A 25,109-nucleotide genomic window follows, 5' to 3' on the forward strand; every position below is an offset into this window, starting at 1 on the left:
CCCTCTCGGCTCAGGGCTGAAGCTGATCGGACAGGCGGGCGCGCAGATTGGTGCCGGTGCGCAGGATATGCTCGCGCAGCTTCTCGCAGGCGTAAGTCCCATCGCGCGCCACCGCGCCCTGCGCGATCTCGCTGTGCTCGGCGGCGACATTGCGATCGCCACCCTGCGCCACCAGAAAAACCCGGCGATAGCGATCGTTCAGATTGTGCAGCATGGCGCAGAAATTCAGCAGCAGAGGCATGCCGCAGCCTCCGATCAGCGTCATGTGGAAGTCGCGATGGGCGTGTTCCCAGGCTTCCAGCGTCGCCGGGTCGCCAGCGACCCGCTCGGTGCGGTTGAGGCGGTGGAGCGTGCGCATGACGTTGCTCTCCCAGCTCAGATCGCCATTGGCGATGGCCGAGGAGAGCGCGAGGCTCTCGAACTCGACCCGCAGCCGGGTGATTTCCGCCAGATTGCTCAGCGAAACCGGCGCGACCGAATAGCCCTTGTTGTCGTGCAGTTCGACCAGGCCGACCGCGATCAGGCGGGCCAGCGCCTCGCGCAGAGGGCTCAGCGAGACATCAAGTTCGCGCCTGACCGCGTCGAGATTGATCTTGGTTCCGGGGCGAAGCTCGCCCGACAAAATCGCCTCGCGCAGCCGGTCGACCAGACGCGATGCCTTGGTGTTCTTGCTGTCGCTTGAGCCATGGGTCGGTGAGCCGGGCATGGATGCGGGTTCCTCGGAAGCGGAACTGCCACCTCTGGCAAATCCAGCCCCCAACGCCAATGCATCGGCCGGCTCATCGGCGACAAAACTCATGCTGCCACCCCCTTCAGCCATGCCAGCTCAACCATTATCGATAGCTATAATAATCGATTATTGATGTCAAATTCAAAGGCCTAAAAAACCACATGACCCTAACTCGTGCTGTCGATACCCGACAAGGCAGCGAAAATTGATGCCTTAAATAAGCGTATTATCTCAAATTCCGGTAAAACACGCCTCGCAGACACCAGTTCTTCGGCTCCCGCTTCGGCTCACCCAAGTTGACAGATAATCGATTTTAATTGATGGAAAGGCGCAAGGAGGACGCCATGATCATCGAGAATCACCACGATGTGACGCGCGATGCGCTGGCAGTGATGGCGCGCACGAAAAACCCGCGTCAGCGCGAAATCCTGGCCTCGCTCGTGACCCATCTCCATGCCTTCATCCGCGACGTGCGCCTGACCGAAATCGAGTTTCGCGAAGCGACCGCGCTCCTGAACGAGATCGGCAAGCTCACCAGCGACAGCCATAACGAGATGGTGCTGATGGCCGGCTCGCTCGGCGTCTCCTCCCTGCTCTGCCTGCTCAACAATGGCGATGGCGGCAACACCGAAACCTCGCAATCGCTGCTCGGCCCATTCTGGCGATTGAACGCGCCGCATGTCAGGAATGGCGGCACGATCATCCGCTCCGACACGCCAGGCGATCCGCTGTTGGTGACGGCCCGCGTCATCGACCAGGCCGGGGCGCCCATCGCTGGCGCCGAGGTCGATATCTGGCACGCCTCGCCAGTCGGGCTTTACGAGAATCAGGATCCCGAACAGGCCGAGATGAACCTGCGCGGCAAATTCACCACCGATGCGGATGGCCGCTTCTGGTTCAGCACCGTGAAGATGGTCGGTTACCCGATCCCGACCGACGGCGTCGTCGGCCGGCTTCTGGCGATGCAGGACCGGCATCCCTATCGCCCGGCGCATCTGCATGCGCTGATCGTCAAGCCGGGCTTCAAGGTCCTGATCTCACAGGTCTACGACCCCAAGGATCCCCATATCGACACCGACGTCCAGTTCGGCGTCACCAGGGCCCTGCTCGGCGACTATGTCCGCCATGACGAGCCGCACCCGTCCGATGCCGGCATCGCCACGCCCTGGTATGCGCTTGACTACACCTATGTGATGGAGCCCGGCGAAACCGTGCTGCCGCGCCCGCCGATCAAGTAGCGAACCCGCCGCTTCATTCCGCAAGCCCGTCCGACAAGCCAGCCCGACAAGCCGCGCAGGAGACCATCATGCTGACCGAAGGCGAGCGCCAACAGGGTGCCGACGCATTGCTCCAGGCGGAGCGCATGCGCCAGGCGATTCCCCAGCTCAGCAAGACCTATCCCGGCATCGAGATCGAGGACGCCTACCGCATCCAGGGTCTCTGGGCGCAGGCGCGAATCGCCAATGGCGCTCGCATGGTCGGCCACAAGATCGGCCTGACCTCGCGCGCCATGCAAATGGCGTCGAAGATGACCGAGCCGGATTATGGCTGCATCCTCGACGACGCGCTCTACAATGACGGCGCCCGGATCAAGGCGAGCGACTTCATCAAGCCGCGCCTGGAGGTCGAACTCGCCTTCGTCATGGGGCAGGATCTGGAAGGCCCGGGCGCGCGCATCTACGACGTCATGCGCGCGACCGAGATGGTGCTGCCAGCGCTCGAGATCATCGATTACCGCACCGAGGTTCCGCGCGCGATCACCGACACCATCGCCGACAATGCCGCCTTCGGGGCGATCGTGGTCGGTGGACGGCCGATCCGTCCGATGGATGTCGATATCCGCTGGATCGGCGCAACCCTGTCGAAGAACGGCATCATCGAGGAATCCGGCGTCTCGGCCGCGATCATGGGCCACCCCGCCGCCGGCATTGCCTGGCTCGTCAACAAATTGCACGCTGTCGGAACGGGGCTGAGGAAGGGCGAGATCGTGCTCGCCGGCTCCTTCACCCGGCCGGTCGACATCGCAGCCGGCGACGTCATCCAGGCCGATTACGGTCCGCTCGGCGCCATCGGCGTCTCGTTCAGTTGAGGTTCGCCATGGAACTCCCGCCCAATCTCTTCAAGCGCGCCCTGAATGAGGGCCGCTCGCAGATCGGCCTGTGGTGCAGCCTGCCGGGCAGCTATGCGGCCGAGGCGGTCGCGGGCTCCGGCTTCGACTGGCTCCTGCTCGACACCGAGCATTCACCCGGCGATCCGCTGACCGTGCTGGCGCAGCTCCAGGCGGTCGCGCCCTATCCGGTCTCGGCGGTGGTGAGGCCAGCCAGCAACGACGCCGTGCTGATCAAGCGATTGCTCGACTTCGGCGCGCAGACCCTGCTGATCCCCTATGTCCAGAACGCCGGGGAGGCGCGGGCCGCGGTCTCGGCGATGCGCTATCCGCCCGAGGGCATCAGGGGCGTCTCGGGCGTAACGCGGGCAACCCGCTTCGGCCGCGTCGCGGATTACGGCCGGCGCGCCCATGAGGAGCTCTGCCTGCTCGTGCAGATCGAGACCGGCGAGGCGCTCGACCAATTGGAGGCGATCGCCTCGGTCGATGGCGTCGACGGCGTCTTCATCGGCCCGGCCGATCTGGCGGCGAGCCTCGGCCATGTCGGCCAGCCCGGTCACCCGGAGGTCAAGGCGCTGATCGAGAAGGCGATCGGCCGCATCAGGGCCTGCGGCAAGCCCGCCGGCATCCTGACGCCCGACAACGCCTTCGCCGCACGCTGCATCGAGCTCGGCACCACCTTCACCGCGGTGGGCGTCGATGCGGCCATGCTGGTTCGGGCGACAGAAGCGCTCTGCGAGCAGTTCAAGGGCCCGCACAGCGCGCGAAGCTGAAGCGCTATCGCTTCTGCCTCAACGTCGGAAGCAACAGTTAAACCTGACTCTCCCTGTGAAATTCACCTGAATTGTCGATGGGCTTGGCAGCCCATCGGTCTGCGTATCACTGACCTACCGACACAGATCAGCACCTCAATCGAATGAAATAGGAAGAGTCTGACACTCCCCTTCACCGTCCCATACGGGACCAGCAGATAGCTGGCCTGCTCCGCACTCATGCGCTCCGCGAGCGCGGGCAGTTGGCTGCTGGCTTGGGAATTGACGATAGAATGCGGCCTCTGGCAGCCCCTTTTTCTGGCGCAGACCACTTCTGGGAACCAGCGCCAGATCACCGCCTATCTGCAGTGGACTTGAATTAGACCCGAGTTCTCGCGTCGAAATTCAGCCATTTCTACTGAATGGCCGCCAGCGGATTGATCTCGCTCAATCCAAACCCAAGCCGATTACAATATTCTTGAAAGAACGTTCAAGACCGTGCGGGCAGGCAGGATCGACCGGATGTGGCTGATTACTTGTCGCCAAGGTCGGCTGAATTCTTGATCCATAGGAAGCGCTTGGGCGCCCGTAAAGGAGAAAAGATATGAAACTGGATGACTGGAGCTGCGACATCACCACGCGAACGGGTTTAACCTTTCACGTGCGCCCGGCTCGTCTTGAAGACGAAGAAGGCCTGGCGGAGTTCTTCGCCCATGTCACTCCGGACGACCTGCGCTTCCGGTTTCTCGCCAGTGTTCGCGAAGTGAGCCATGATCGCCTCGTCGCCATGACGCATATCGACCATCGGCAGACCGAGAACTTTCTCGCCTTTGCCGAAGACGGAAAGACGATCATCGCCACAGCCATGCTGGCTTGCGATCCCGCCTTGGAGAAAGGCGAGGTGGCGATCTCGATCCGCGCCGAATACAAGCACCGAGGCGTGGGCTGGGAGCTGCTTCGCCATGTCTCCAAATATGCCGAGGCAAAAGGCGTCAAGACGATCGAGTCAGTGGAAAACCGCCAGAATCACGAGGCTATCGACCTCGAGCGGGAGCAAGGCTTCGTTGCGGTGAGCTATCCCGACGATGCCGCCCTGGTGCTGATTCGAAAGCAACTTAACCCTTCGGCAGGACTTGCAGATAGTGCCATCGAACTCCCTCTGGCAGAGGCTAATTGAGCCGCCTGCGCTACCGGGCGCGATCTCCTTGCCGCGTGGCACGGAGATCGCAACCTTTGAGGGTGACTAGGCCGACCGCGTAGGATCAACGCAACTCAGGTATCGACCGTAGCGGTCAGGGCGTTGCTCTGGATGAATTCGCGGCGCGGCTCCACGACGTCGCCCATCAGCTTGACGAAGAGGTCGTCGGCCTCGTCGTTCTGGTCGTTCTTGACGCGCAGCAGCGAGCGGGCTTCGCGGTCGAGCGTGGTTTCCCAGAGCTGTTCCGGGTTCATCTCGCCGAGGCCTTTGTAGCGCTGCAGCGAGACGCCCTTCTTGCCGATGGCGGTCACGGCGTCAAACAGGTCTGTCGGGCCGTTGACGGCATGGTCGTCGCCCTTGCGGCTCAGCAGGCCTGGCTTGGCATAGGCCTCCTGCAGCGAGGCGCTCGACGCATCGAGCTTGCGTGCCTCTGCGCTGGCGAGCAGGCCGGCATCGATCGCCGCAACCTGCTTCACGCCGCGCACCATCCGCGAGAACAGGAAGCCGCCATCGGCGACCTTGCCCTCCCAGCCGCGCTCAAGATCGTCGGAGATCGCATCGAGACGCGCCGCGACGGCGGCTGCCTTCTCGTTGGCCTGCGCTTCGCTGTCCTCGGAGAAGGAATGAAGCGCGCCGGCGATCGCCATCTGCTCGACGACGCGGCGGTCATAGCGCGAATGCAATTGCCCAAGGGTGAAGCGGATGCCGCGCGCCTCCTCGATCAGGCCGCGCAGATCGGAGCCGGCCCGCTCGGCGCTGTCGCTCGTCTTGAAGACCGCGCCGTCGAGCGCGGTTTCGACGAGGTAATCCTCGAGCGCACGCTCGTCCTTGAGATAGGTCTGCGATTTGCCACGCGCCGCCTTGTAGAGCGGCGGCTGGGCGATGAAGAGATGCCCGCGCTCGATCACCTCCGGCATCTGCCGGTAGAAGAAGGTCAAGAGCAGGGTGCGAATGTGGGAGCCGTCCACGTCCGCGTCGGTCATGATGATGATCTTGTGGTAGCGCAGCTTCTCGATATTGAACTCTTCGCGAATGCCGGCACCGAGCGCAATGATCAGCGTGCCGACCTGCTCGGAGGAGAGCATCTTGTCGACGCGCGCCCGCTCGACATTGAGGATCTTGCCGCGCAGGGGCAGCACGGCCTGGTATTCGCGGGCGCGGCCCTGCTTGGCCGAACCACCGGCCGAGTCACCCTCGACGATGAAGAGTTCGGACTTGGCTGGATCGCGTTCCTGACAGTCGGCGAGCTTGCCCGGGAGCGAAGCGATGTCGAGCGCGCCCTTGCGGCGGGTGAGGTCGCGCGCCTTGCGGGCGGCCTCGCGGGCGGCAGCGGCTTCGGCGACCTTGCCGACGATCAGCTTGGCCTCGGGCGGGTGCTCTTCGAGCCAGGTCGAGAGCGCCTGGTTGACGACGTTCTCGACAACGGGGCGCACCTCCGAGGAGACCAGCTTGTCCTTGGTCTGCGAGGAGAATTTCGGGTCGGGCACCTTGACCGAGACGATCGCGGTCAGGCCCTCGCGGCAATCATCGCCGGTGAGCGCGACTTTTTCCTTCTTCAGGATGCCCGAGGTCTCGGCATAGCCGGTGATCTGGCGCGTCAGCGCGGCACGGAAGCCGGCGAGATGGGTGCCACCGTCACGCTGCGGGATGTTGTTGGTGAAGCAGAGCACGTTCTCGTGGTAGCTGTCGTTCCACCACAGCGCGACATCGACGGTGATACCGTCCTTTTCGGCCGAGAGCATCACCGGCTTGGTGATGATCGCGGTCTTGGCGCGGTCGAGATAGCGCACGAAGGCCTCGACGCCGCCCTCATACATCAACTCCTCGCGCACCACCTCGGCATGGCGGGCGTCGGTCAGGACGATGCGGACGCCCGAATTCAGGAAGGCGAGCTCGCGCAGGCGATGTTCGAGCGTCTTGTAGTCGAACTCGATCATGGTGAAGGTTTCTTGGGACGGGGTGAAGGTCACCTCCGTGCCGCGCTTGTCGCCGGCCGGCCCCACGACCGCGAGCGGCGCCACCGCATCGCCATGGTGGAACTCCATGAAATGCTCCTGGCCACCGCGCCAGATGCGCAGCTTCAGCGAGACCGAGAGCGCGTTCACCACGGAGACGCCGACGCCGTGCAGGCCGCCCGAGACCTTGTAGGAGTTCTGGTCGAACTTACCGCCGGCATGGAGCTGGGTCATGATGACCTCGGCTGCCGAGATGCCTTCCTCGCTGTGGATATTGGTCGGGATACCGCGGCCATTATCGGTGACCGTGACCGAACCCTCGGCATTCAGCGTCACGGTGACGAGGTCGGCATGGCCGGCCAGTGCCTCGTCGATCGCGTTGTCGACCACCTCATAGACCATGTGATGCAGGCCCGAGCCGTCATCGGTGTCGCCGATATACATGCCGGGGCGCTTGCGCACCGCATCCAAGCCTTTGAGAACCTTGATAGAATCGGCGCCATAGGCGGCATCTTCAAGGTCGCGGGCAGCATCGCTCATGTCGTGGTCCTTCGGCGGAGGCGCGGGCATCCGCGATCGTCTTGATTCGTATGGCTGAATATAGGGGGTAATGACGGCTTTTTCACGCGTGTACGCGTGCGTGCGCGAGTCGGGGCTGAATCAGCCCGCGAACCCGACGATCGCCTCCAGGAAGGTCTCGCCATATTGCGTCAGCTTGCGCTCGCCGACGCCTTCAATCGCGCGCATCGCCTCCAGCCCCAGCGGCCGCTCGCGCGCCATCGCGATCAGGGTGCGGTCGGTGAAGATGATATAGGCCGCGACGCCCTCCTCGCGGGCGATCGACAGGCGCAGCTGCCTGAGATGCTCGAACAGCCCGGCCGTGCCCTCGTCGAGCCCGTCGGCGCGGGCCGCCTCGCGCCCGGCGCGACGCGTACGGCGATCGGCATGAAGATCGGCCCGAAGCGCGATCGCCTCGCGACCGAACAGGATATCCTCGCCCCTCGGGGTCAGGCAGAAGCCGCCATGCTCGACGCTGGCCTCGGCCAGGGCGCCGGCGGCGAAGAGTTTTCGCGTCAATGCGGTCCAGGCGCTCTTGGGCTTGTCCTGGCCGACACCGAAGGTCTTCAGCCCATCATGGTTCTGGCGGCGGATGGTCTCGGACATGGTGCCCGTCAGGATGTCGGCAAGATGGCCCGCGCCGAAGCGCTGGCCCGAGCGCGCCACCGCCGAAAGCAGCTTTCGCGCATCGAGCGTAGCGTCGGTCAATTCGGCCTCGCCGCCGCAGAGATCGCAGCGGATCGGCGCGTTACCATGGCGGCAGGTCTGCGTCTCCTCGCCGAAATAGGCGAGCAGCGCGCTCCTGCGGCAAAGTGCGGATTCGCACAGGTCGATCATGGCGTTCAGGCGCTTGTGCTCGATCCGGCGCCGCTCGTCCTCGACCGCCTTCTCGTCGATCTGGCGGCGGCGCAGCGCCATGTCCTCGATGCCGTAGAGGGTCAGCGTGTCGGCCGGCAGGCCATCGCGGCCGGCACGGCCGATCTCCTGGTAATAGCTCTCGATCGAGCCTGGCATGTCGGCATGGACGACGAAGCGGACATCGGGCTTGTTGATGCCCATGCCGAAAGCGATGGTGGCGCAGACAACGACGCCGTCCTCCTGCAGGAAGATGTCCTGATTGCGGTTGCGCAGGCCCTGCTCCATGCCCGCATGATAGGGCAGCGCATTGTAGCCCTTCTCGCGCAGGCCCTCGCTCAAACGCTCGGTGCGGCCGCGCGAGGAGCAGTAGACGATGCCGCTGCCGCCGCGATGGCGCGTCAGGAACTCGGCGATCTGGCGCTTGGGCTGGTCCTTGGGTGCGAAGGCGAGCTTCAGATTCGGGCGGTCGAAGGAGTGGACGACGCTGTGCGGCGGCTTGGGGAAGAGCTGCTGGGCGATGTCCTCGCGCGTCTGCCGGTCGGCGGTCGCGGTCAGGGCCGTCACCGGCACGCCGCCCAGGGCCTCGCGGGCTTTGGCGAGCAGGCGGTATTCTGGGCGGAAATCATGGCCCCATTGCGAGACGCAATGCGCCTCGTCGATGGCGAGCCGGGTCACGCCGAGCCGGCGCAGGCGCGAAACCAGCCCCTCGCCCGCCAGGCGCTCGGGCGAAACGAAGAGCAGGCGCAATTCGCCCGCATTGAGCTTGTCCCAGGCTTCAGTGGCCTCCGCTTCGCTGTTCATCGAATTGAGCGAGGCGGCGGCGACGCCGGCCCGCGTCAATTGCCCGACTTGGTCGCGCATCAGCGCGATCAATGGCGAAACCACCAGCGTCAAACCACCCGCGACCAGCGCCGGCAGCTGATAGCACATCGATTTACCCGAACCCGTCGGCATCACGGCGAAGACGTCTTCGCCGGCAAGGGCGGCCGCGATCACCTCCCATTGGCCGGGACGGAATTCGTCATAGCCGAAGACGGATTTGAGGATCGCGCGGGCGTCTGATTCGCGGGATTGCGGCATGAGGAGTGGTGTGCCCGACCGCCGCGCGGATTGCCAGCGTCAGGACAGCCCGGCCAACAGATGAAGCGCGGCCGCCAGGGCGAAGGCCGCCGTGATCAACCTGGATGCGAGCGGGCGCAGATCAAACCAGAGGAACTGGAGCGCCAATCGCAGCAGCCAGAACAGGCCGCCCGCGACGGGCAGCAGCCAGGATGCCTCGGGCTCTCCCGCCTGGCTGATCAACGCCGCGCCATAGACGACGAAGACGAAGCTCAGCATCACATTGAGCGTTTGCGTGATCGCGCTGTTCAGCCCGCCCGATGGCGCGAGCCGCTCCGGCCAGCCGAAGAGCCGCCAGAACGCCGCATGGAACAGGGCGAAGCCGAGATCGAGCAGGCCCGCCGCCAGCAGCACGGAGGTTTCAGCTGCGCATGGCGATGGCGGCGGCAGCCCCCGCCATGACGCCGCCCGTCAGCCGGTTGATCCGGCGCAGCGCGCGCGGGCTCGCCACCAGCCGCCGCGCCCGATCGGCCGCATAGGCATAGGCGATCAGGGTCGAGCCGATGATCAATGTGATCAGCGTGGCGATCTCGGCAAAGGCAAGCGGCGTCAGAGCGGAGAGGTCGACGACCAGCGGCAGGATCGACAGGAAGAAGACAATGACCTTGGGATTGCCCATCGTCAGCGCGATGCCGCCCAGGAACAGGCGCCACCCTTCCCCGCGCGCCGCCGGAGCCTGCTGCAACGCTCCAGCGGGCGCCGTCCAGAGCCTGAAGGCGAGATAGAGCAGATAGGCGCAGCCGGCATATTTGATCGCGATGAACAGCCCGTGGAAGCTCTGCATCAGCACGGCGAGCCCGATCGCGGTCAGCGAGAGCCAGACCAGATCGCCCGCGGCAATGCCGGCGGCAAAAGGCAGCGAGCGGTGAAAGCCGGTGGCAAGCGAGCGCGCCACCAGCGCCGCAATGGCTGGCCCCGGCGAGGCGACGGCGAGGCAATAGACGCCGGCGAAAATCAGAAGGCTCGAAAGGGCCATGGGGCCACCGCATTGCCGTGTTGGAGCGCAAAGCTAGCAGGCTCGGAGCGCCCCGTCCCATCGCATTGCGTGGCCTGATCGATCAGACCGCTTCGCGCACGACCGCGTGATGCCTGTCGGCGCGCACCTGCGCAACCTCGCCGAGGAAGACGGCGATCGAGCTTTCGAGTTCCTGCGCCAACCGGGAGGTTGCTTTGATGCGTTCATCAGTGTGGTAAGCGAGCACCGCAGCCTCTCCGGCGAGCCCCTCGACCAGCGCCGCATGGCGGGCGATTGCATCAACCCCGAGCGACGAGGCTTCGGCCTGGGCAGCGATGGCTTCGATGCGCCCGGCTTGACCGGCTGCGGATTCGGCCACAAGGCGGGCGCTGGCCTGCATCGCTTGCATGGTGCTGCCGAGTTGGGCAACGGCTTCATCGATGGCGAGACTCGCATTGACCACTTCGTCGATGCCCTGACGAATGGTCTCCGTGGCGCTGTTGGTCGCCGTCGCGAGGGATTTCACCTCGGCGGCGACAACCGCAAAACCGCGCCCGGCCTCGCCCGCGCGCGCGGCCTCAATGGTGGCATTGAGCGCCAGCAGATTGGTTTGCGCCGCGAGATTACGGATCAGTTCGACCACGCTGCCGATACGGCCATTGGCCTGCCGGAGCATGGCGACATTGCTGGCAATCCCCTCGCAGCCCGCCCCGGCCTCATCCGCGGCCCGGCTGGACATTGCGGTCTCGACCGTGATCTCGGCGCAGGACGCGCCGAAGGCACGCGTGGCGGAAACGATCTCGGCCACCGAGGCCGCGACCTGCTCGGGCTTGCGCTGAGTCTCGGCCACTGCCGACAGGGTTTCACCGGCCTTGGCCGACAGCTCGCTGGAGAATCCGGAAATGTCGCCCATGCTGACCTCGATCGCCGAGATGCGCTCGGCGATGCCGCTCCGAAATGCCTGTTCAACCAGCTTGATGCGCTCGCCCGTCTGCAAGTCGATCGCCTCGTCGAAACGGGCGATCGAGTAGGCAATGTCGGTCAGCATCAATTTGCAGAACACGCGCAGCGCTTCGTCGACCGGCCCCCAGCGCCGCTTCCAGCGCGAGAAAATGACTGACAGGAAGTTCGAGAAATCCTCAAGGAAGAACAGCGGATAGTCCGCCAACGTGACGTCGTTCTGGTTGGCCCGGCTGACGATGCGCCGCTTGGCCGCGATGTAATCAGCATCGAATTGCAGGGCGAAAAGCAGGCGGTATTTGGCCTGCTCGTCACGATGGAGCTGGCGATCCTGGTTAAGCTTGTCGCGGCCGAAGGTCGAACTGTAAAGCTTCTCGATCGAGGCATCGAAATACGGCGCGAGGAGCGCGAGCAGACGGCTCGCAATCTCCTTCTCCGACGCAGAGAACATGTTCGGGGATGGCTGCATGGGCCATGACACTGGCACCGAATGGTTAACCGCCCATCAACCATGAGGCGCGCTCCCGGCCAGCATGACGATGGCTTTGCCGTCTCCGCAGACAGGTCAGTTGAGCATTTCCGCGTTTCTCCGAATCGCGGAAATGCTCAATCTTCTTGTTTCATCGCATTTTCTTCACGCCAACCGGTGCCCGCCTCGCTCGAAAATGCTCTAAAATCGCAACGTGCGCACGTCCCTGTAGGCGAGGAACGCCCCTCAAAGCGCAATCATCACCACGCCGATCACAATTGGCACGTCTGATCTCGATCACACCATGTGCAACGCCCGACCGGCCTCAACCCTGATACGTTCAGACCCCTCCGGCAGCCCGGTGAACAGCGCCGGATCGGCCCCGGTCATCCAGACCTGGCAGCCGAGCGCGAGCAAGGCGTCGTAGAGCGCGGTCCGCCGGCGCGGGTCGAGATGGGCGGCGATCTCGTCCAGCAGCACGAGCGGAGTGATGCCGCTCATCGCCGCGACGAGCCTGGCATGAGCGAGCACGAGGCCGATCAGAAGCGCCTTCTGCTCGCCGGTCGAGCCCAGCTCGGCGGGAATGTCCTTGGGCCCGTGGCGGACTTCGAGATCCGAGGCCTGCGGCCCGATCAGCGTTCGCCCGGCGGCGCGATCGCGGGCGCGATTCTGCCGCAGCAAGGCGCGGTACTCGTCCTCGGCGTCGAGTGCCGGCCGCTGCGCCACCAGAGTGTCGAGTTCGCCGGCCAGCGCCAGCGCCGCATAGGGGAAGGGCGAGGTGTCGTCGCGGGTCTCCGCGATGATCGCGCTCAAGCGCGCCACCGTCTCGGCGCGGGCGGCGGCAACCGCGACGCCGAGCTCGGCGACCTCGCGCTCGACGGCATCGAGCCATTGCGTCTGATGCGGCGTCTCCTCGAGGACGCGGTTGCGCGAGCGCAAGGCGCGCTCCAGCGCGTTCGAGCGGGTCGCATGCGTCGGGTCGACCGCCAGCACCAGCCGGTCGAGGAAGCGGCGGCGGTCGCCGGCGGCGCCCCTGAACAGCCCGTCGACATCCGGCGTCAGCCAGACCAGGCGCAGATACTCGCTGAAAGCCAGCGCCGAGCCGACCGGAACGCCGTCGATGCGCGCGAGGCGGCTGCGCTTGCCCTCGCCGTCGCGTTCGCTCAGCCCCATGCCCAGGCGCGGCCCGTCATCGGCGAGCGCGATCGAGACGGCAAAGGAGCTCGGTCCGCCCTGCCGCGCCATGTCGGCAAGGTCGACGCGGCGCAGGCCGCGCCCGGGCGCGAACAGCGAAAGTGCTTCCAGAAGATTGGTCTTGCCTGCTCCGTTCTCGCCGACAAGCGCAACGATTTGGCCCTCGATCGTCAGATCGAGAGCCTCATAGGAACGGAAATCCTGGAGGATCAGGCGCGCGACGGCAGTCACGGCACCGAACGCTGGCTCGATCGCGTCGCATTCGGACGGCGCCGTCCGAATGCGAAGAACGTGATCGATTCTAAAAGCTTAGAGCATTGCTCATGCGAAAAACCGGTACCCACTTTTTCGCGCAAGGCTCTAAACCCGCATCGGCATCAGCACATAGAGGGCAGACGCTCCTTCGCGATCCTGGATCACGGTCGGCGAGCCGGGATCGGCCAGCTTGAGCAGGGCTGTGTCGCCATCGAGCTGGGCGGCGATATCCATGAGATAGCGGGCATTGAAGCCGATATCGAGCGGGCTCGAATCATAGTCGACCTCGATCTCCTCGGTCGCCGAGCCGGAATCGGGATTGGTGACCGAGAGCGTCATGCGGCCATCGGCCATGGAGAGCTTCACGGCCCGGCCGCGCTCGGAGGAGATCGTCGAGACGCGATCGACCGAGGCCGCGAAATCGCCCTTGTCGACGGTCAATCGCTTGTCGTTGCCGCTGGGGATGACGCGCTGATAATCGGGGAAGGTACCGTCGATCAGCTTCGAGGTCAGCACCACGGCCTGAGTCGCGACGCGGATCTTGGTCGCGGACAATTCGATCGCCACTTCGGTCTCGCCATCCTCCAGCAGCTTCTGGATTTCGGAGACGGCCTTGCGCGGGATGATGACGCCCGGCATGCCGGCGGCACCTGCAGGCGCTGCGGTGTCGACGCGGGCGAGGCGATGGCCGTCCGTGGCGACCGCGCGCAGCAGGCTGCGGCCCTCGACATCGAGCGTGTGGAGATAGATGCCGTTCAGATAATAGCGCGTCTCCTCGGTCGAGATCGCGAACTGCGTCTTGTCGATCAGGCGCTTGAACTCGCCGGCCGGGAGCACGAAGCGATGCGCCATCTCGCCGGCCGTGATGTCCGGGAAGTCGCTTTCCGGCAAGGTCTGGAGCTGGAAGCGCGAGCGGCCCGATCGCAAGGTCAGCCCGGTCTCGCCGGTCGTCTCGAGCGAGACCTGCGCGCCGTCGGGCAGCTTGCGGACGATATCGTACAGCGTGTGCGCCGGGACGGTCGTCGCGCCGGGCTCAGCGACATCGGCGGCGATCGTTTCCACGACCTCGATATCGAGGTCGGTCGCCTTGAGCCTCAGGCCGGCCTCCGCTCCGCTGAGCAGCAGGTTCGACAGGATCGGGATCGTGTTGCGGCGCTCCACCACGCGATGCACGTGGCCCAGCGACTTCAGCAGCGTGGAACGTTCGACCGTGACCTTCATATCTCTTAGTCTTCTGGCGTGATTGCGCCCGGCCAAGGAGGCGCGGGCGGCGGAATGGCCCGCGACATTGCCGGAGGCGCGCCACCGGCGCAAGGGCAGGCGCGCCGGCAATCACAATCAAAGCGGGCGGAGGGGCTTCAATGCCCGCCGCTCACTCCTGCAGCATGCGCTTCAAGAGATCGACCTCGTCATGGAGCAATCGATCCTCCGTGATCTGCTTCTCGATCTTGCGCACCGCATGCAGCACCGTGGTGTGGTCGCGCCCGCCGAAACGGCGGCCGATCTCGGGCAGGGAGCGCGGGGTCAACGCCTTGGAGAGATACATCGCGATCTGGCGCGGCTTCACCACCGCCGCCGTCCGCCGCTCCGAAAGGATATCGGCCCGGCTGACATTGTAGCGCGTCGCGACCAGCTTCTGGATGTCCTCGATCTTGACGCGGCGCGGCTCGCGGGTCCGCACCAGATCGCGGATCGCGGCCTCGGCCGTTTCCAGGGTGACCGCCTGGCCAGACAGCGTGGCATGGGCGAGCAAGCGGTTGGCGGCACCGTCGAGATCGCGGCCATTGGTGGCGACGACGCAAGCGACATAGGCGACGACATCGGGATTGACGTGGAAATTCGGATGGGCGGCATGCAGCGCCGCCAACCGGCCGCCGAGAATCTTGCCGCGCAGCGTCTCGTCGAGATCGCCGACCTCGACCACAAGCCCGCCGCCCAGGCGCGAGCGGATGCGCTCGTCCAGGGCCTCGAGGTCGTTGGCGAGCCTGTCACCGGCCACGACGATCTGCTTGCCGGCGTCGATCAGCGCATTGATCGTATGGCCGAACTCCTGCTGGATCGACTTGCCCTGGATGAACTGCACATCATCGACCACGAGCAGGTCGATGCCGCGCAGCTTCTCCTTGAAGGCGAGCGCGGTCTGCGACTTCAGCGCGGCGACGAAGCCGTACATGAAACGGTCGGCGGTGAAATAAGCGACGCGCTTGCCCTGGCGGCGCGCTTCCTGAGCGATCGCCTGCAGCAGATGCGTCTTGCCCAAGCCGACACCGGCATGAAGGTAGAGCGGGTTGTAGGGCGTCGATCCGGCAGGAGCCGCAGCGATACGCTCGGCAGCCGCGAAAGCGAGCTGGTTCGACTTGCCGACGATGAAGTTCTCGAAGGTCAGGCGCCGGTCGAGTAGCGTGCCGCAAGCGTCGACGATGTCGCGCTCGCACGGCGTCGCGGCCTCACCGTGGCGGACCTCAGTGGAAGCCGCCGCGGGCGCAGCCACCGCAGAGCGCGGACGCACGGCAACCGTCTCCCGCACCGGGGCCGGCGCACTGTCACGCGAGACCTGGCGGACGGACAGGATGACACCATTCACGGCGCCGAGTTCGGCCTGGCAATTGACCTGAAGACGTTCGGCGTAATGCGCCTCGAGCCAGCTCTTCAGAAAACGGGTCGGCACGGTCAGATAGGCGACGCTGTCGACGAGCCCGCCGATCTCGACGCGGGCGAACCAGCTCGAGAACACGTCCTCGCCAAGCTCCGCACGCAAGCGGCGGCGAACGCGGTCCCAGGCCTCCCCGAGCGAACCCTGCAGGGGGGCTATCGTCTCCGTGATCGTGGCCGCAACCAAAGGAAGGGGCGCCGCCACTGCCTCGATCGCTTCCACCGTCTCCTGCCGTTCAAACATGTGTGTTGCCCCGTTTCTTTTAAAAAATTGGCGCGCGTGAGCGAGAACCGCCGCAATGCGGCAGCCTCGCCGGCGCTACTGTCCGGTCGATAGATCAGGCTTCCCACGAACGCTGCGCGCTCGCAGGGGGCCTGCCTTCGCTCCTGTCGATTACGCTTGGAAAGCCCGCCGCGAGACGAGGCCGCACTTCATCTCAACCTGACAAGACAAAGAGCCGCATCCTCCAACCCCCCTAGGTCGCGAGCCAAAACACTATTATTTCTTCGGAAATCCCCGGTGGCCATTGCTGTCCGCCCGGCGATGAAAATGACCTTACAGGGCGCTCTCGAAAGGGATCAACATCCCCTTCAGCCGGCTTCCGAGAGTCGAGGCCCGAAAGGGGTAGCCTGACCTACCGGCATTCACCGTGCAATTGGTTGTGGAACTTAAGATTTTCTTTACGGATGCCCCATGCTGCCGGGGGCGAATCTTTTTTTTCCAAATGTGCCATCCGCCCGAGGAGAGTCGGAGGGAATCCCGAGGGCCAAATCCTTTGCCCGCTAAACTCATGAAAAATAAGCGCTTTCGCTGCGCGGTCAAAAGCGCCGGAGAGGCCGATTTTGCGCCCTCAGAGCGCTCCTGGAGTCAAGCCCGCAAAGCCGTGGAAAGATTGCAGAATCTTGCTGACAGGCGATCCGAATCAATCATTCGCGCGCTGTAGCAGCCGGGTCACAGCCCGGTCTGCAGCCAACGAAAAAACCCGGCCTCACGGCCGGGTTTTTCAGTCGAAAATCCGTTCTGCGGAATAGCGAAAATCAGGAGGCGAGAGCGCCAACCCGATGCGCCAGGCGCGAGACCTTCCGGGACGCCGTATTCTTGTGAACGATGCCCTTCTGAGCAGCCCGCATGATCTCCGGCTGGGCAGCCTTCAGAGCGTCGGCAGCGGCGCTCTTGTCGCCGGAGGCGATCGCCTCCTCGACCTTGCGCAGGAAGGTGCGCATGCGCGAGCGGCGCGCCTTATTGACCTCGGTGCGACGCGCGATCTTGCGCGTGGCCTTCTTGGCCGACGTCGTATTGGCCATCGAAACGTCCTCGTTCTCATCGCGTCCGTTCGCCTCAGGCTATGTGCCTGGCGGGGTCGGACCGCGACCGTGATGGAAAATGCGTGGGCGGCGGCCGTTGCTTGCGCGGACCGTCGCGAGAGGCAGGCGTATAGTCGCTGCCGCGCCCGGCGTCAACGCCGGAATGGCACGCGCCCGCAGGTTTAAGAGCATTGCGCGAAAAAGTGGGCACCGGTTTTTCGCAAGAGCAATGCTCTCAGCTTTTAGAGCCGATCACATTCTTTCGCATTCGAACGTTTCCGTCCGAATGCGACGTGATCTAACCGATCGGCGCGATGAAACGGGCAAAGCTCGCCAGATCGACGTTGCCACCGCTCAAAATCACACCGACGCGCTTGCCCGCGACCGGCACCGCGCCGGTGAATGCGGCGGCGGCGGCCAGGCATCCGGTCGGCTCGACCACGAGCTTCATCCGCTCGGCGAAGAAGCGCATCGCGTCGATCAGCGCCGCATCGCTGACGGTGACGATGTCCTCGACCAGGGTCTGGATGATCGGGAAGGTGAGATCGCCCAGGAAGGCGGTCTGCGCCCCGTCGGCGATCGTCTTGGGCACCGCGATCTTGACGATCTTGCCGGAGCGGAAGGATTGCTGGCCGTCATTGCCGGCCTCGGGCTCGACGCCGAAGACGCGACAGCCCGGATTCAGCGCCTTGGCGGCCAAGGCCGCCCCAGCCAGCAGGCCGCCGCCGCCGAGGCAAACCAGCAGGATGTCGAGGGGGCCGGCATCCTCGATCAGCTCCTTGGTCGCCGTGCCCTGCCCGGCGATGACATGAGGGTGGTCATAGGGCGGGATCACGGTCAGGCCGCGCTCGGCCGCGAGCCTGCCGCCGATCACGAGGCGGTCCTGGCTGTAGCGGTCATAGCGCACGATCTCGCCGCCATAGGCCTGCGTCGCCTCGACCTTCGCCACCGGCGCATCCTCCGGCATGATGATCGTGGTGGGCACGCCGAGCAGCTTGCCCGCCAGTGCGATCGCCTGGGCGTGATTACCCGAGGAATAGGTCACGACGCCGGCACGCTTCTGCTCCGGCGACAATGCGGCGATCGCATTATAGCCGCCGCGGAACTTGAAGGCGCCCATGCGCTGCAGGTTCTCGGCCTTGAAGACGAGGCTGGCATCAGTGCGCCTGTTGGCGGTGGCCGAGGTCAGGACCGGGGTATGGTGGGCGACGCCCTTGATGCGCGCTGCTGCCGCCTCGACATCGGCATAGGTCGGCAGGGAGGGCTTGCTGGCGGTTGCGTCGGTCATGGAAATGTATCCTGCGGCGTGATCGTCTCAACGCTATCTGCCAGCACAGGCAGTCCCGCTTCAAGTCAGAGACGGTGACATCAGCCATGCGTGGCGTTGATCGACGCGCAAGCCGCAATGCAAGCCGTGGGAACCCGAGCTCCCGGCAAGAGACGCTCGGATCAGGCCCGAGCGTGACGAGATCGCCGCTTCACCTGAAGAAAATCAGCGTCTGCACCAGAAACAGCGGGATCAGGATCGCGCCCGACCAGAGCATGTAGCCGAAGAAGCTCGGCATCGCGACCTTCCGGTCCTTGGCGATGGCATAGACCATGAAGTTCGGCGCGTTGCCGATATAGCTGTTGGCGCCCATGAAGACCGCGCCGGCCGAGATCGCCGTCAGCGTCAGCGCGCCCGTCGTCATCAGCTTTTGCGGATCGCCGCCGGCGAGCTCGAAGAAGACGAGATAGGTCGGCGCATTGTCGAGGAAGGAGGACAGGCCGCCAGCGAGCCAGAAATAGGCGGCGTTGTTGGCGCTTCCGTCCGGGTTCGTCACCAACGCGACCAGCGGCGCGAAGGCTCCGTTCCGGCCCGCCTGCAGCATCGCCAGCACCGGGATGATGCAGATGAAGATGCCGGCGAAGAGCTTCGCGACCTCCTTGATCGGCCCCCAGCTGAATTCGTTGCCGGCGCGCACGGGCCCCGGCGTCAGCTTCAGCGAAAGTCCCGCCAGCGCGAGCAGGATGACGTCGCGCGCCAGGTTCTGCCATTCCACCGCGATGCCGTGCACGGTGAAGGCGACGCCCGGCTTCCAGCTCGCCGACATCAGGATGGCGAGAATGACGCCGCCGAGCAGGGCGATGTTGACCTTGCCATAGAGCTTGATGTCGCGGTCCGGCGTCGGGTCCTTGAGCGGCGGCAGGCCGTCCTCCTTGCGGTAGAACCAGCTGTCGAGCCCATAGAACAGCGCGAGCAGCACGATGACGGCAAAGCCGGTCTCCGGCAGCAGATGCGTGGTCGTCCAGAAGAAGCTCACCCCGCGCAGGAAGCCGAGGAACAATGGCGGGTCGCCGAGCGGCGTCAGCGAGCCGCCGATATTCGAGACCAGGAAGATGAAGAACACGACGACATGGACATTGCGGCGCCGCGCATCATTGGCGCGCAGGATCGGACGGATCATGATGATCGAGGCGCCCGTGGTGCCGACGAAACTCGCCATCAGCGTGCCGATCGCCAGAAGAACCGTGTTGGTCGCGGGCGTGCCGTGCAGATTGCCCATGATCAGGATGCCGCCAGCGATCGTGAACAGGGCGAAGAGCAGGATGATGAAGGGGATATAGTCGAGCAGCCCCATATGCAGGAGCGCGCCCAGCGCCGGGTCGAAGCCGCGCGACAGGACCAGCGGCGCCAGCACCAGCACCGACCAGAAAGCAGCGAACTTGCCGTAGTTCAGCTCCCAGAAATGCGGGAACAGCACGGGGCCGAGCGCGATCGAGAGCAGCATGCCGGCGAAGGGCAGCGCCCAGGCCGCTCCCATCGTCGCGCCGCCGATATCGCCTGCGGCCAGCGCCGCGCTGGAGATCAGGCATAGCGCGAGCACCGCGCCGGTTCGTGTCAGAAAGCTCGCCAAAGCCATTCCCCGCCCGCTTTTCGCGTGGTTGTCATCATCGCCGAGCCTAGCTGGTTAGACGAGGACCGAAAGCCTAGCAACCGAGGGCCAAATCAGTATAGGCCCGGTTGACGCAACGAGAGACGACGGGGGATTTCGAGGATGCGAGCGCTTCTGCCAGTTCTGCTGGCCCTTATCTTCGCCCCGACCCTGGTCAGCCCGGTCTTCGCCCAGGTCGCGGTCGCCGAGATCAGGGCCCAGATCTTCCTCGAACGCTCCGGCAAGCTCTCGGATAATCTCATCGGCGCCAACAAGGCGCTGCACAACACGGTCATCGGCGAGGGCGATGCCGGCGAGCCGGCAGATGCGGTCCTGGTGACATTGGTGTTCACCGGCGCGAAGAACACCAAATCCTCCGACAAGATCGCCCGCGACCTTGCCTCCATCACGGTCAAGCAGAGCGCCAAGACCGGCGAGAAGACCCTGCTGCGGCGCGTTTATGGCGGTTTCCTGTTCGGCGAGAGCGGGCGCATCCACAAGGCTTTCCTGCTCGACAACGCGACCTGCGCGCCGCTCGATATCGAGGTCAAGGTCGGCCGCAGCGCCAAGAGCGCGAAGCTCGATTTCAGCTGCGGCGAGTAGCCCGTCGTCAGGATGAGGCGCCTTCGCGTCTTGCGGTTCCGCATCTGCGCAGCGGCACTGCGCGCCGCTGCGCAGATGCGGAATGACCCGCATTGGTCGATTGTTATGCCGGCATTCATCCCTGTAGAATAATCTCCTCCTAGCGGCACCCCGGCCGCGGCCGATTCGGGACCGAACATGTGCCGTTTCCTCGCCTATTCAGGCGCGCCAGTCTTTCTTGAGGATCTCGTCGCGGCACCCTGCCATTCGCTGATCCACCAATCGCTCCATGCCGAGGAAACCAAGACCGGTACGAATGGCGACGGTTTCGGCGTCGGCTGGTATGGCGACAGGCCGGAGCCTGGGCTCTACCGGGAGGTCAGGCCCGCCTGGGCGGACGAAAACCTGCTCTCGATCGCGCGCCAGGTCCGCTCGCATCTGTTCTTCGCCCATGTCCGCGCCGCGACCGGCACTGCGACGACGCGGGCCAACTGCCACCCCTTCGCCCATGGCCACCACCTCTTCATGCATAACGGCCAGATCGGCGGCTACGGCCTGATCCGCCGCAAGCTGGAGAGCCTGATTCCGGATGCGCTCTATGGCGTCCGCGTCGGCACGACCGATTCCGAGGCGATCTTCCTGCTCACCCTGGCCGGCATGGCCGACGGAATGGCGCCTGGCGAAGCGCTCGCCTGGGCGCTGGGCGAAGCGCTTTCCTTGATGCAGCAGGCTGGCATCCGCGAGCCCTTGCGCTGCGCTGCGGCGCTTGCCGATGGCGACAGCGTCCATGCCGTGCGCTGGTCCTCCGACCCCAAGCCGCCGACGCTCTATCTCTGCGACCGCGGCGACAGCGTCATCATCGCCTCCGAGCCGGTCGATGCCGCGCGCGATTGCTGGCAGGCTCTGCCGGCCAACACGCTGGTCACGGTGCGCAATGGTGCGGTCGTGCTGTCGCCCTTCGAGGTCGGGCTGAAGCAGGCCGCCTGACGCTGGGTCTCTCGAAAGCGGGGCCTGCTTCAGCGGGCCCGCGCGATCCTGCCGAATCCTGTCGGCCTTGGGCAATCGATTCCTGTTGCAAGCGTCCCGGTTGAGCATCAGGCCTTGCCGGAAACCCGGGCGCCGCATTCCGCTCAAAGGCTTGCGCTTCGCCTCCCGTCGCGCCACAGGCGAGACGTCATGCGCGCCTTCGACACGAAGCTCCCCATCGATGCCGTCCTGGACGAACTTGCAGCCTCGCTGCGGGCGCGGCCCAACGCCGTCCTCGTCGCCCCCCCCGGCGCGGGCAAGACCACGCGCGTGCCGCTCGCCTTGCTCGACGAGCCCTGGACGAAGGGCGGCAAGCTGATCCTGCTGGAGCCGCGCCGTCTGGCGGCGCGCGGGGCCGCCAACCGCATGGCTCAGACGCTGGGTGAGCGCGTTGGCGAGACGGTCGGCCTGCGCGTCCGGCTCGGCTCCAAGATCGGCCCGAAGACCCGCATCGAAGTCGTCACCGAAGGCGTCTTCGCCCGGATGATCCTCGACGATCCCGGGCTCGAGGGAGTCGCGGCCGTGCTCTTCGACGAATTCCACGAGCGCTCGCTCGATGCCGATTTCGGCCTGGCGCTGGCGCTCGATGCGCAAGCAGGCCTGCGCGAGGATCTGCGCATCCTGGTGATGTCGGCGACGCTCGACGGCGCGCGCGTGGCGCGATTGCTCGGCAAAGCGCCCGTGATCGAGAGCCAGGGGCGGGCCTTTCCCGTCGAGACGCGCTATCGCGGCCGCGATCCGCTGAAGCGCATCGAGGATCAGGTCACCGATGCGGTGCTTCTGGCGCTGAACGAGCAGGCGGGCTCGCTGCTCGTCTTCCTGCCCGGCCAGGGCGAGATCCGCCGTGTCGAGGAGCGCCTGCGCGAACGCATCCGCGAGGCTTCCGTCGAGATCGCGCCGCTCTATGGCGCGCTCGACCAGGCCGAGCAGGATCGCGCCGTGCTGCCTGCGCCCAAGGGCCGCCGCAAGGTCGTGCTGGCGAGCGCCATCGCCGAAACCTCGCTGACGATCGAGGGCGTGCGCGTGGTGATCGATTCAGGCCTTGCCCGCGTACCGGTCTACGAGCCCGATATCGGCGTGACCCGATTGGAGACGCGCCGCGTCAGCCGCGCAGCGGCCGACCAGCGTCGCGGCCGCGCCGGGCGCACCGAGCCCGGCATCTGCTACCGGCTCTGGGAGGAGGCCGGCACCGGCGCGCTGGAGGCCTTCGCACGGCCCGAAATCCTCTCCGCCGACCTTGCCCCCCTGCTGCTCGATTGCGCTGCCTGGGGCGTGACCGACCCGACGAGCCTCGCCTTCCTCGATACGCCGCCCGCACCTGCCCTGAAGGAGGCGCGCGCCCTGCTGACGACGCTGCACGCGCTCGACGGCGATGGCCGCATCACGCCGGAAGGCAAGGCGCTGCAGGCGCTGCCGCTGCCGCCCCGGTTGGCGCGCATGGTCGTGGCCGCCGCGGGCTTCGGCCAAGCGAGCCCGGCCGCCGCGCTTGCCGCGCTGCTGGTCGAGCGCGGGCTGGGCGGCGATGCGATCGATCTGGCCGAGCGCTTGGAGCGACTCGGTCGCGAGCGCGGCGGCCGCGCTGCGGATATGCGCCGGCTGGCCGAAGGCTGGGCGCGCAGCGCGGAGAAGGCGCGTCCGAAGCTGCGGGAGCTGGCGCTGCGGCCTGGCCTCTTGCTGGCGCTGGCCTATCCTGACCGCATCGCCAGGGCGCGCAGCGCGGGCTCCGGCCAGTATCTGCTCGCCAATGGCCGCGGCGCGGCGCTGGAGCCCTCCCAGCGGCTGGCACGCGAGCCCTGGCTCGTGGTGGCGGAGATGACCGGGGCCGCCCAGCAGGCGCGGATCATGGCGGCTGTGGCGATCACGGAGGCGGACATCCTCTGGCTCGCGGGCGAGGGGCTCGCGCCTTTCACGATCGAGGAGCGCAGCGAGGTCACATTCGAGCGGGCCGCGCGCGCGCTGCGTGTCCGCGCCGTCAGGCGCTATGGCGCGCTGCTGCTGGCGGAACGGCCATTGCCGGTCGAGGCTTCCCTCGACAACGCCACGGCGCTGGCCGGGGGCATTGCAGCGCTCGGCATCGGGCTCCTGCCCTGGACGAAGGCACAAATGCAATTGCGCGGGCGCGTCGACTTCCTGCGCAAGGCGATGCTGGCCTCGGGTGGCGACAATCCCTGGCCCGATCTGACGGATGAGGGGCTTGGCCCCGATGCCGCGACATGGCTCGCGCCGCATCTTCTGGGGCGCGCCTCGCTTGCGGCGATCCAGGCCTCCGATCTCGATGCGGCGCTGATCGAGCTTTTGCCCTGGGATCTGAAACGCCGGCTCGATGCCGAGGCCCCGACGCATTTTACCGCGCCGACAGGCTCCAATCTCGCAGTCGACTATGCCGCCGAGGCCGGCCCGACGATCTCGGTGCGGGTGCAGGAGCTCTTCGGGCTTGGCCTCCACCCTGCGCTGGCCGGCGGGCGCGTGCCGCTGGTGCTGGAATTGCTCTCGCCGGGGCACAAGCCCATCCAGATCACCCGCGACTTGCCGGGCTTCTGGCGCGGCTCATGGTCGGCGGTGAAGTCCGAGATGAAGGGCCGCTACCCGCGCCATCCCTGGCCGGACGATCCGGCCGCCGCCCCGCCGACGACAAGGGCGAAGCCGCGCGGGACATGAGGCGGCCGTCTCAATTCCCCATTCGGTCGCGCCATTGCCGCTCGCCCGCCAGGCAGCTCGGGTTCTGGCCGGTCGACTGCGCCTTCTGGACGAGCGCCTCGCCGTCACGCGGCATCTCGGCGATCTCGCGCACCAGCTTGGTCCGCGTCGCATCGACGAATTGATGGCGCTCGCGAATCGGGATCACGAAGGCGCCGATGCCGGTGACCACGCAGTCCTTGTAGTAGACGTCGAGATTGTCGATATCGAAATAACTCGCCTGCTTCAGCATGATCGGCAGGCCGTTGATGTTGATGCCCTTGGCGGCGGCGGCATCGCGCGCGGCGGTGACGGGGCGCCCGTCATTGTTGGCGCCGTCACCGGAGATGTCGATGACCCGGCGCATCGCCGTGACGTTGGACTTTTCCAGAAGCGCCATACCGAGGTCGATCGCCCCCGAGATCGAGGTGCGCCGGCCACGCCGCGTCGGCGCCTCGCCCAGCTCTTCGGCGAAGGCCAGCGCCGATTGCGGCGTGTCGATGATGGTCCAGGATTTGACGATGTGCTGGAAATCGCCGCCGGCCCATTCGAAATAGGTCACGGCGATCTTGCCGATCGCCCCCTTGGCGATGGCGTTATGCAGCTCTTTCGAGCGGAAGGCCTCGATATAGCCGTTTCGCTGCAAGGCGAGCTCGTCGATATCCATCGAATAGGACACGTCGAGCGCCAGGACGAGCGCGACATCGACCTCCTCGGTAGGCACAGGCGCTTGCTGCGCCCTGGGCGCCGTACCGGTCAGCAGACTCGCCGCCGTGAGACTCAAGAGACCGAACAGCCAACGCCGCATCGCCACCTCCGTCATCCTATCGTGATGGCAGTGTG

Annotated in this window: 20 protein-coding genes; 7 read left to right on the forward strand and 13 right to left on the reverse strand. The window is 65.7% G+C overall.

The window, feature by feature from the left end:
* Nucleotides 1-10: 10 nt before the first annotated feature.
* Nucleotides 11-706, reverse strand: a complete 696-nt coding sequence (locus ACSQ3P_RS30835; protein ID WP_436169227.1) for a GntR family transcriptional regulator — start codon at nucleotides 704-706, stop codon at nucleotides 11-13.
* Nucleotides 707-1,074: 368 nt separating this feature from the next.
* Between ACSQ3P_RS30835 and ACSQ3P_RS30840 the strand changes: the two genes are divergently transcribed.
* The 4 genes from ACSQ3P_RS30840 (at nucleotide 1,075) to ACSQ3P_RS30855 (ending at nucleotide 4,766) form a co-directional block, all read left to right on the forward strand.
* Nucleotides 1,075-1,968 carry a dioxygenase gene (locus tag ACSQ3P_RS30840; protein WP_436169228.1) on the forward strand — a complete coding sequence of 298 codons (894 nt, stop codon included), beginning with the start codon at nucleotides 1,075-1,077 and terminating at the stop codon, nucleotides 1,966-1,968.
* A gap of 68 nt (nucleotides 1,969-2,036) precedes the next feature.
* A complete protein-coding gene (hpaH, locus tag ACSQ3P_RS30845) occupies nucleotides 2,037-2,819 on the forward strand; it encodes a 2-oxo-hept-4-ene-1,7-dioate hydratase (protein WP_436169229.1) in 783 nt (260 codons plus the stop codon).
* 8 nt (nucleotides 2,820-2,827) lie between these two features.
* Nucleotides 2,828-3,610 (forward strand): 4-hydroxy-2-oxoheptanedioate aldolase, encoded by a 783-nt coding sequence (gene hpaI, locus ACSQ3P_RS30850; RefSeq protein ID WP_436169230.1) that lies wholly within the window; start codon nucleotides 2,828-2,830, stop codon nucleotides 3,608-3,610.
* A 583-nt stretch (nucleotides 3,611-4,193) separates the two neighbouring features.
* Entirely contained in the window at nucleotides 4,194-4,766 is a 573-nt protein-coding gene (locus ACSQ3P_RS30855) for an N-acetyltransferase family protein (protein ID WP_436169231.1), read from the forward strand.
* Between the two features lie 95 nt (nucleotides 4,767-4,861).
* On the opposite strand, the gene gyrB is transcribed toward ACSQ3P_RS30855, so the two are convergent.
* From gyrB to ACSQ3P_RS30910, 11 genes are all read right to left on the reverse strand, one after another.
* Complete coding sequence (gene gyrB / locus ACSQ3P_RS30860) at nucleotides 4,862-7,282, reverse strand: DNA topoisomerase (ATP-hydrolyzing) subunit B (protein ID WP_436169232.1); 2,421 nt, start codon at nucleotides 7,280-7,282, stop codon at nucleotides 4,862-4,864.
* Between the two features lie 120 nt (nucleotides 7,283-7,402).
* Nucleotides 7,403-9,238, reverse strand: coding sequence for a DNA helicase RecQ (gene recQ / locus ACSQ3P_RS30865; protein WP_436169233.1), 1,836 nt, complete (start codon nucleotides 9,236-9,238; stop codon nucleotides 7,403-7,405).
* 39 nt (nucleotides 9,239-9,277) lie between these two features.
* Nucleotides 9,278-9,631 (reverse strand): hypothetical protein, encoded by a 354-nt coding sequence (locus ACSQ3P_RS30870; protein WP_436169234.1) that lies wholly within the window; start codon nucleotides 9,629-9,631, stop codon nucleotides 9,278-9,280.
* A 7-nt stretch (nucleotides 9,632-9,638) separates the two neighbouring features.
* A complete protein-coding gene (locus tag ACSQ3P_RS30875; protein ID WP_436169235.1) occupies nucleotides 9,639-10,253 on the reverse strand; it encodes a LysE family translocator in 615 nt (204 codons plus the stop codon).
* Between the two features lie 82 nt (nucleotides 10,254-10,335).
* Complete coding sequence (locus ACSQ3P_RS30880; RefSeq protein WP_436169236.1) at nucleotides 10,336-11,661, reverse strand: methyl-accepting chemotaxis protein; 1,326 nt, start codon at nucleotides 11,659-11,661, stop codon at nucleotides 10,336-10,338.
* A 297-nt stretch (nucleotides 11,662-11,958) separates the two neighbouring features.
* Nucleotides 11,959-13,086: a DNA replication/repair protein RecF gene (recF, locus tag ACSQ3P_RS30885; RefSeq protein WP_436169237.1), complete on the reverse strand. Its 1,128-nt coding sequence runs from the start codon at nucleotides 13,084-13,086 to the stop codon at nucleotides 11,959-11,961.
* 129 nt (nucleotides 13,087-13,215) lie between these two features.
* Entirely contained in the window at nucleotides 13,216-14,331 is a 1,116-nt protein-coding gene (gene dnaN / locus ACSQ3P_RS30890) for a DNA polymerase III subunit beta (protein WP_069689241.1), read from the reverse strand.
* A gap of 151 nt (nucleotides 14,332-14,482) precedes the next feature.
* Nucleotides 14,483-16,006 (reverse strand): chromosomal replication initiator protein DnaA, encoded by a 1,524-nt coding sequence (gene dnaA, locus ACSQ3P_RS30895; protein ID WP_436169238.1) that lies wholly within the window; start codon nucleotides 16,004-16,006, stop codon nucleotides 14,483-14,485.
* Nucleotides 16,007-16,800: 794 nt separating this feature from the next.
* The gene (gene rpsT, locus ACSQ3P_RS30900) at nucleotides 16,801-17,067 is read right to left on the reverse strand and encodes a 30S ribosomal protein S20 (protein WP_092173014.1); all 267 of its coding nucleotides are present in this window, start codon (nucleotides 17,065-17,067) and stop codon (nucleotides 16,801-16,803) included.
* Between the two features lie 298 nt (nucleotides 17,068-17,365).
* The gene (locus ACSQ3P_RS30905) at nucleotides 17,366-18,355 is read right to left on the reverse strand and encodes a threo-3-hydroxy-L-aspartate ammonia-lyase (protein ID WP_436169239.1); all 990 of its coding nucleotides are present in this window, start codon (nucleotides 18,353-18,355) and stop codon (nucleotides 17,366-17,368) included.
* 190 nt (nucleotides 18,356-18,545) lie between these two features.
* Complete coding sequence (locus tag ACSQ3P_RS30910; protein ID WP_436169240.1) at nucleotides 18,546-19,970, reverse strand: sodium:proton antiporter; 1,425 nt, start codon at nucleotides 19,968-19,970, stop codon at nucleotides 18,546-18,548.
* Nucleotides 19,971-20,105: 135 nt separating this feature from the next.
* Between ACSQ3P_RS30910 and ACSQ3P_RS30915 the strand changes: the two genes are divergently transcribed.
* The 3 genes from ACSQ3P_RS30915 (at nucleotide 20,106) to hrpB (ending at nucleotide 24,248) form a co-directional block, all read left to right on the forward strand.
* The gene (locus ACSQ3P_RS30915) at nucleotides 20,106-20,585 is read left to right on the forward strand and encodes a hypothetical protein (RefSeq protein ID WP_436169241.1); all 480 of its coding nucleotides are present in this window, start codon (nucleotides 20,106-20,108) and stop codon (nucleotides 20,583-20,585) included.
* A gap of 177 nt (nucleotides 20,586-20,762) precedes the next feature.
* Nucleotides 20,763-21,551: a class II glutamine amidotransferase gene (locus tag ACSQ3P_RS30920; protein ID WP_436169242.1), complete on the forward strand. Its 789-nt coding sequence runs from the start codon at nucleotides 20,763-20,765 to the stop codon at nucleotides 21,549-21,551.
* 189 nt (nucleotides 21,552-21,740) lie between these two features.
* The gene (hrpB, locus tag ACSQ3P_RS30925) at nucleotides 21,741-24,248 is read left to right on the forward strand and encodes an ATP-dependent helicase HrpB (RefSeq protein WP_436169243.1); all 2,508 of its coding nucleotides are present in this window, start codon (nucleotides 21,741-21,743) and stop codon (nucleotides 24,246-24,248) included.
* Between the two features lie 10 nt (nucleotides 24,249-24,258).
* On the opposite strand, the gene ACSQ3P_RS30930 is transcribed toward hrpB, so the two are convergent.
* Entirely contained in the window at nucleotides 24,259-25,074 is an 816-nt protein-coding gene (locus ACSQ3P_RS30930) for a DUF1194 domain-containing protein (protein ID WP_436169244.1), read from the reverse strand.
* Nucleotides 25,075-25,109: the final 35 nt, after the last annotated feature.

It is taken from the genome of Allobosea sp. LjRoot9, assembly GCF_964252745.1.
Taxonomy (GTDB): domain Bacteria; phylum Pseudomonadota; class Alphaproteobacteria; order Rhizobiales; family Beijerinckiaceae; genus Allobosea.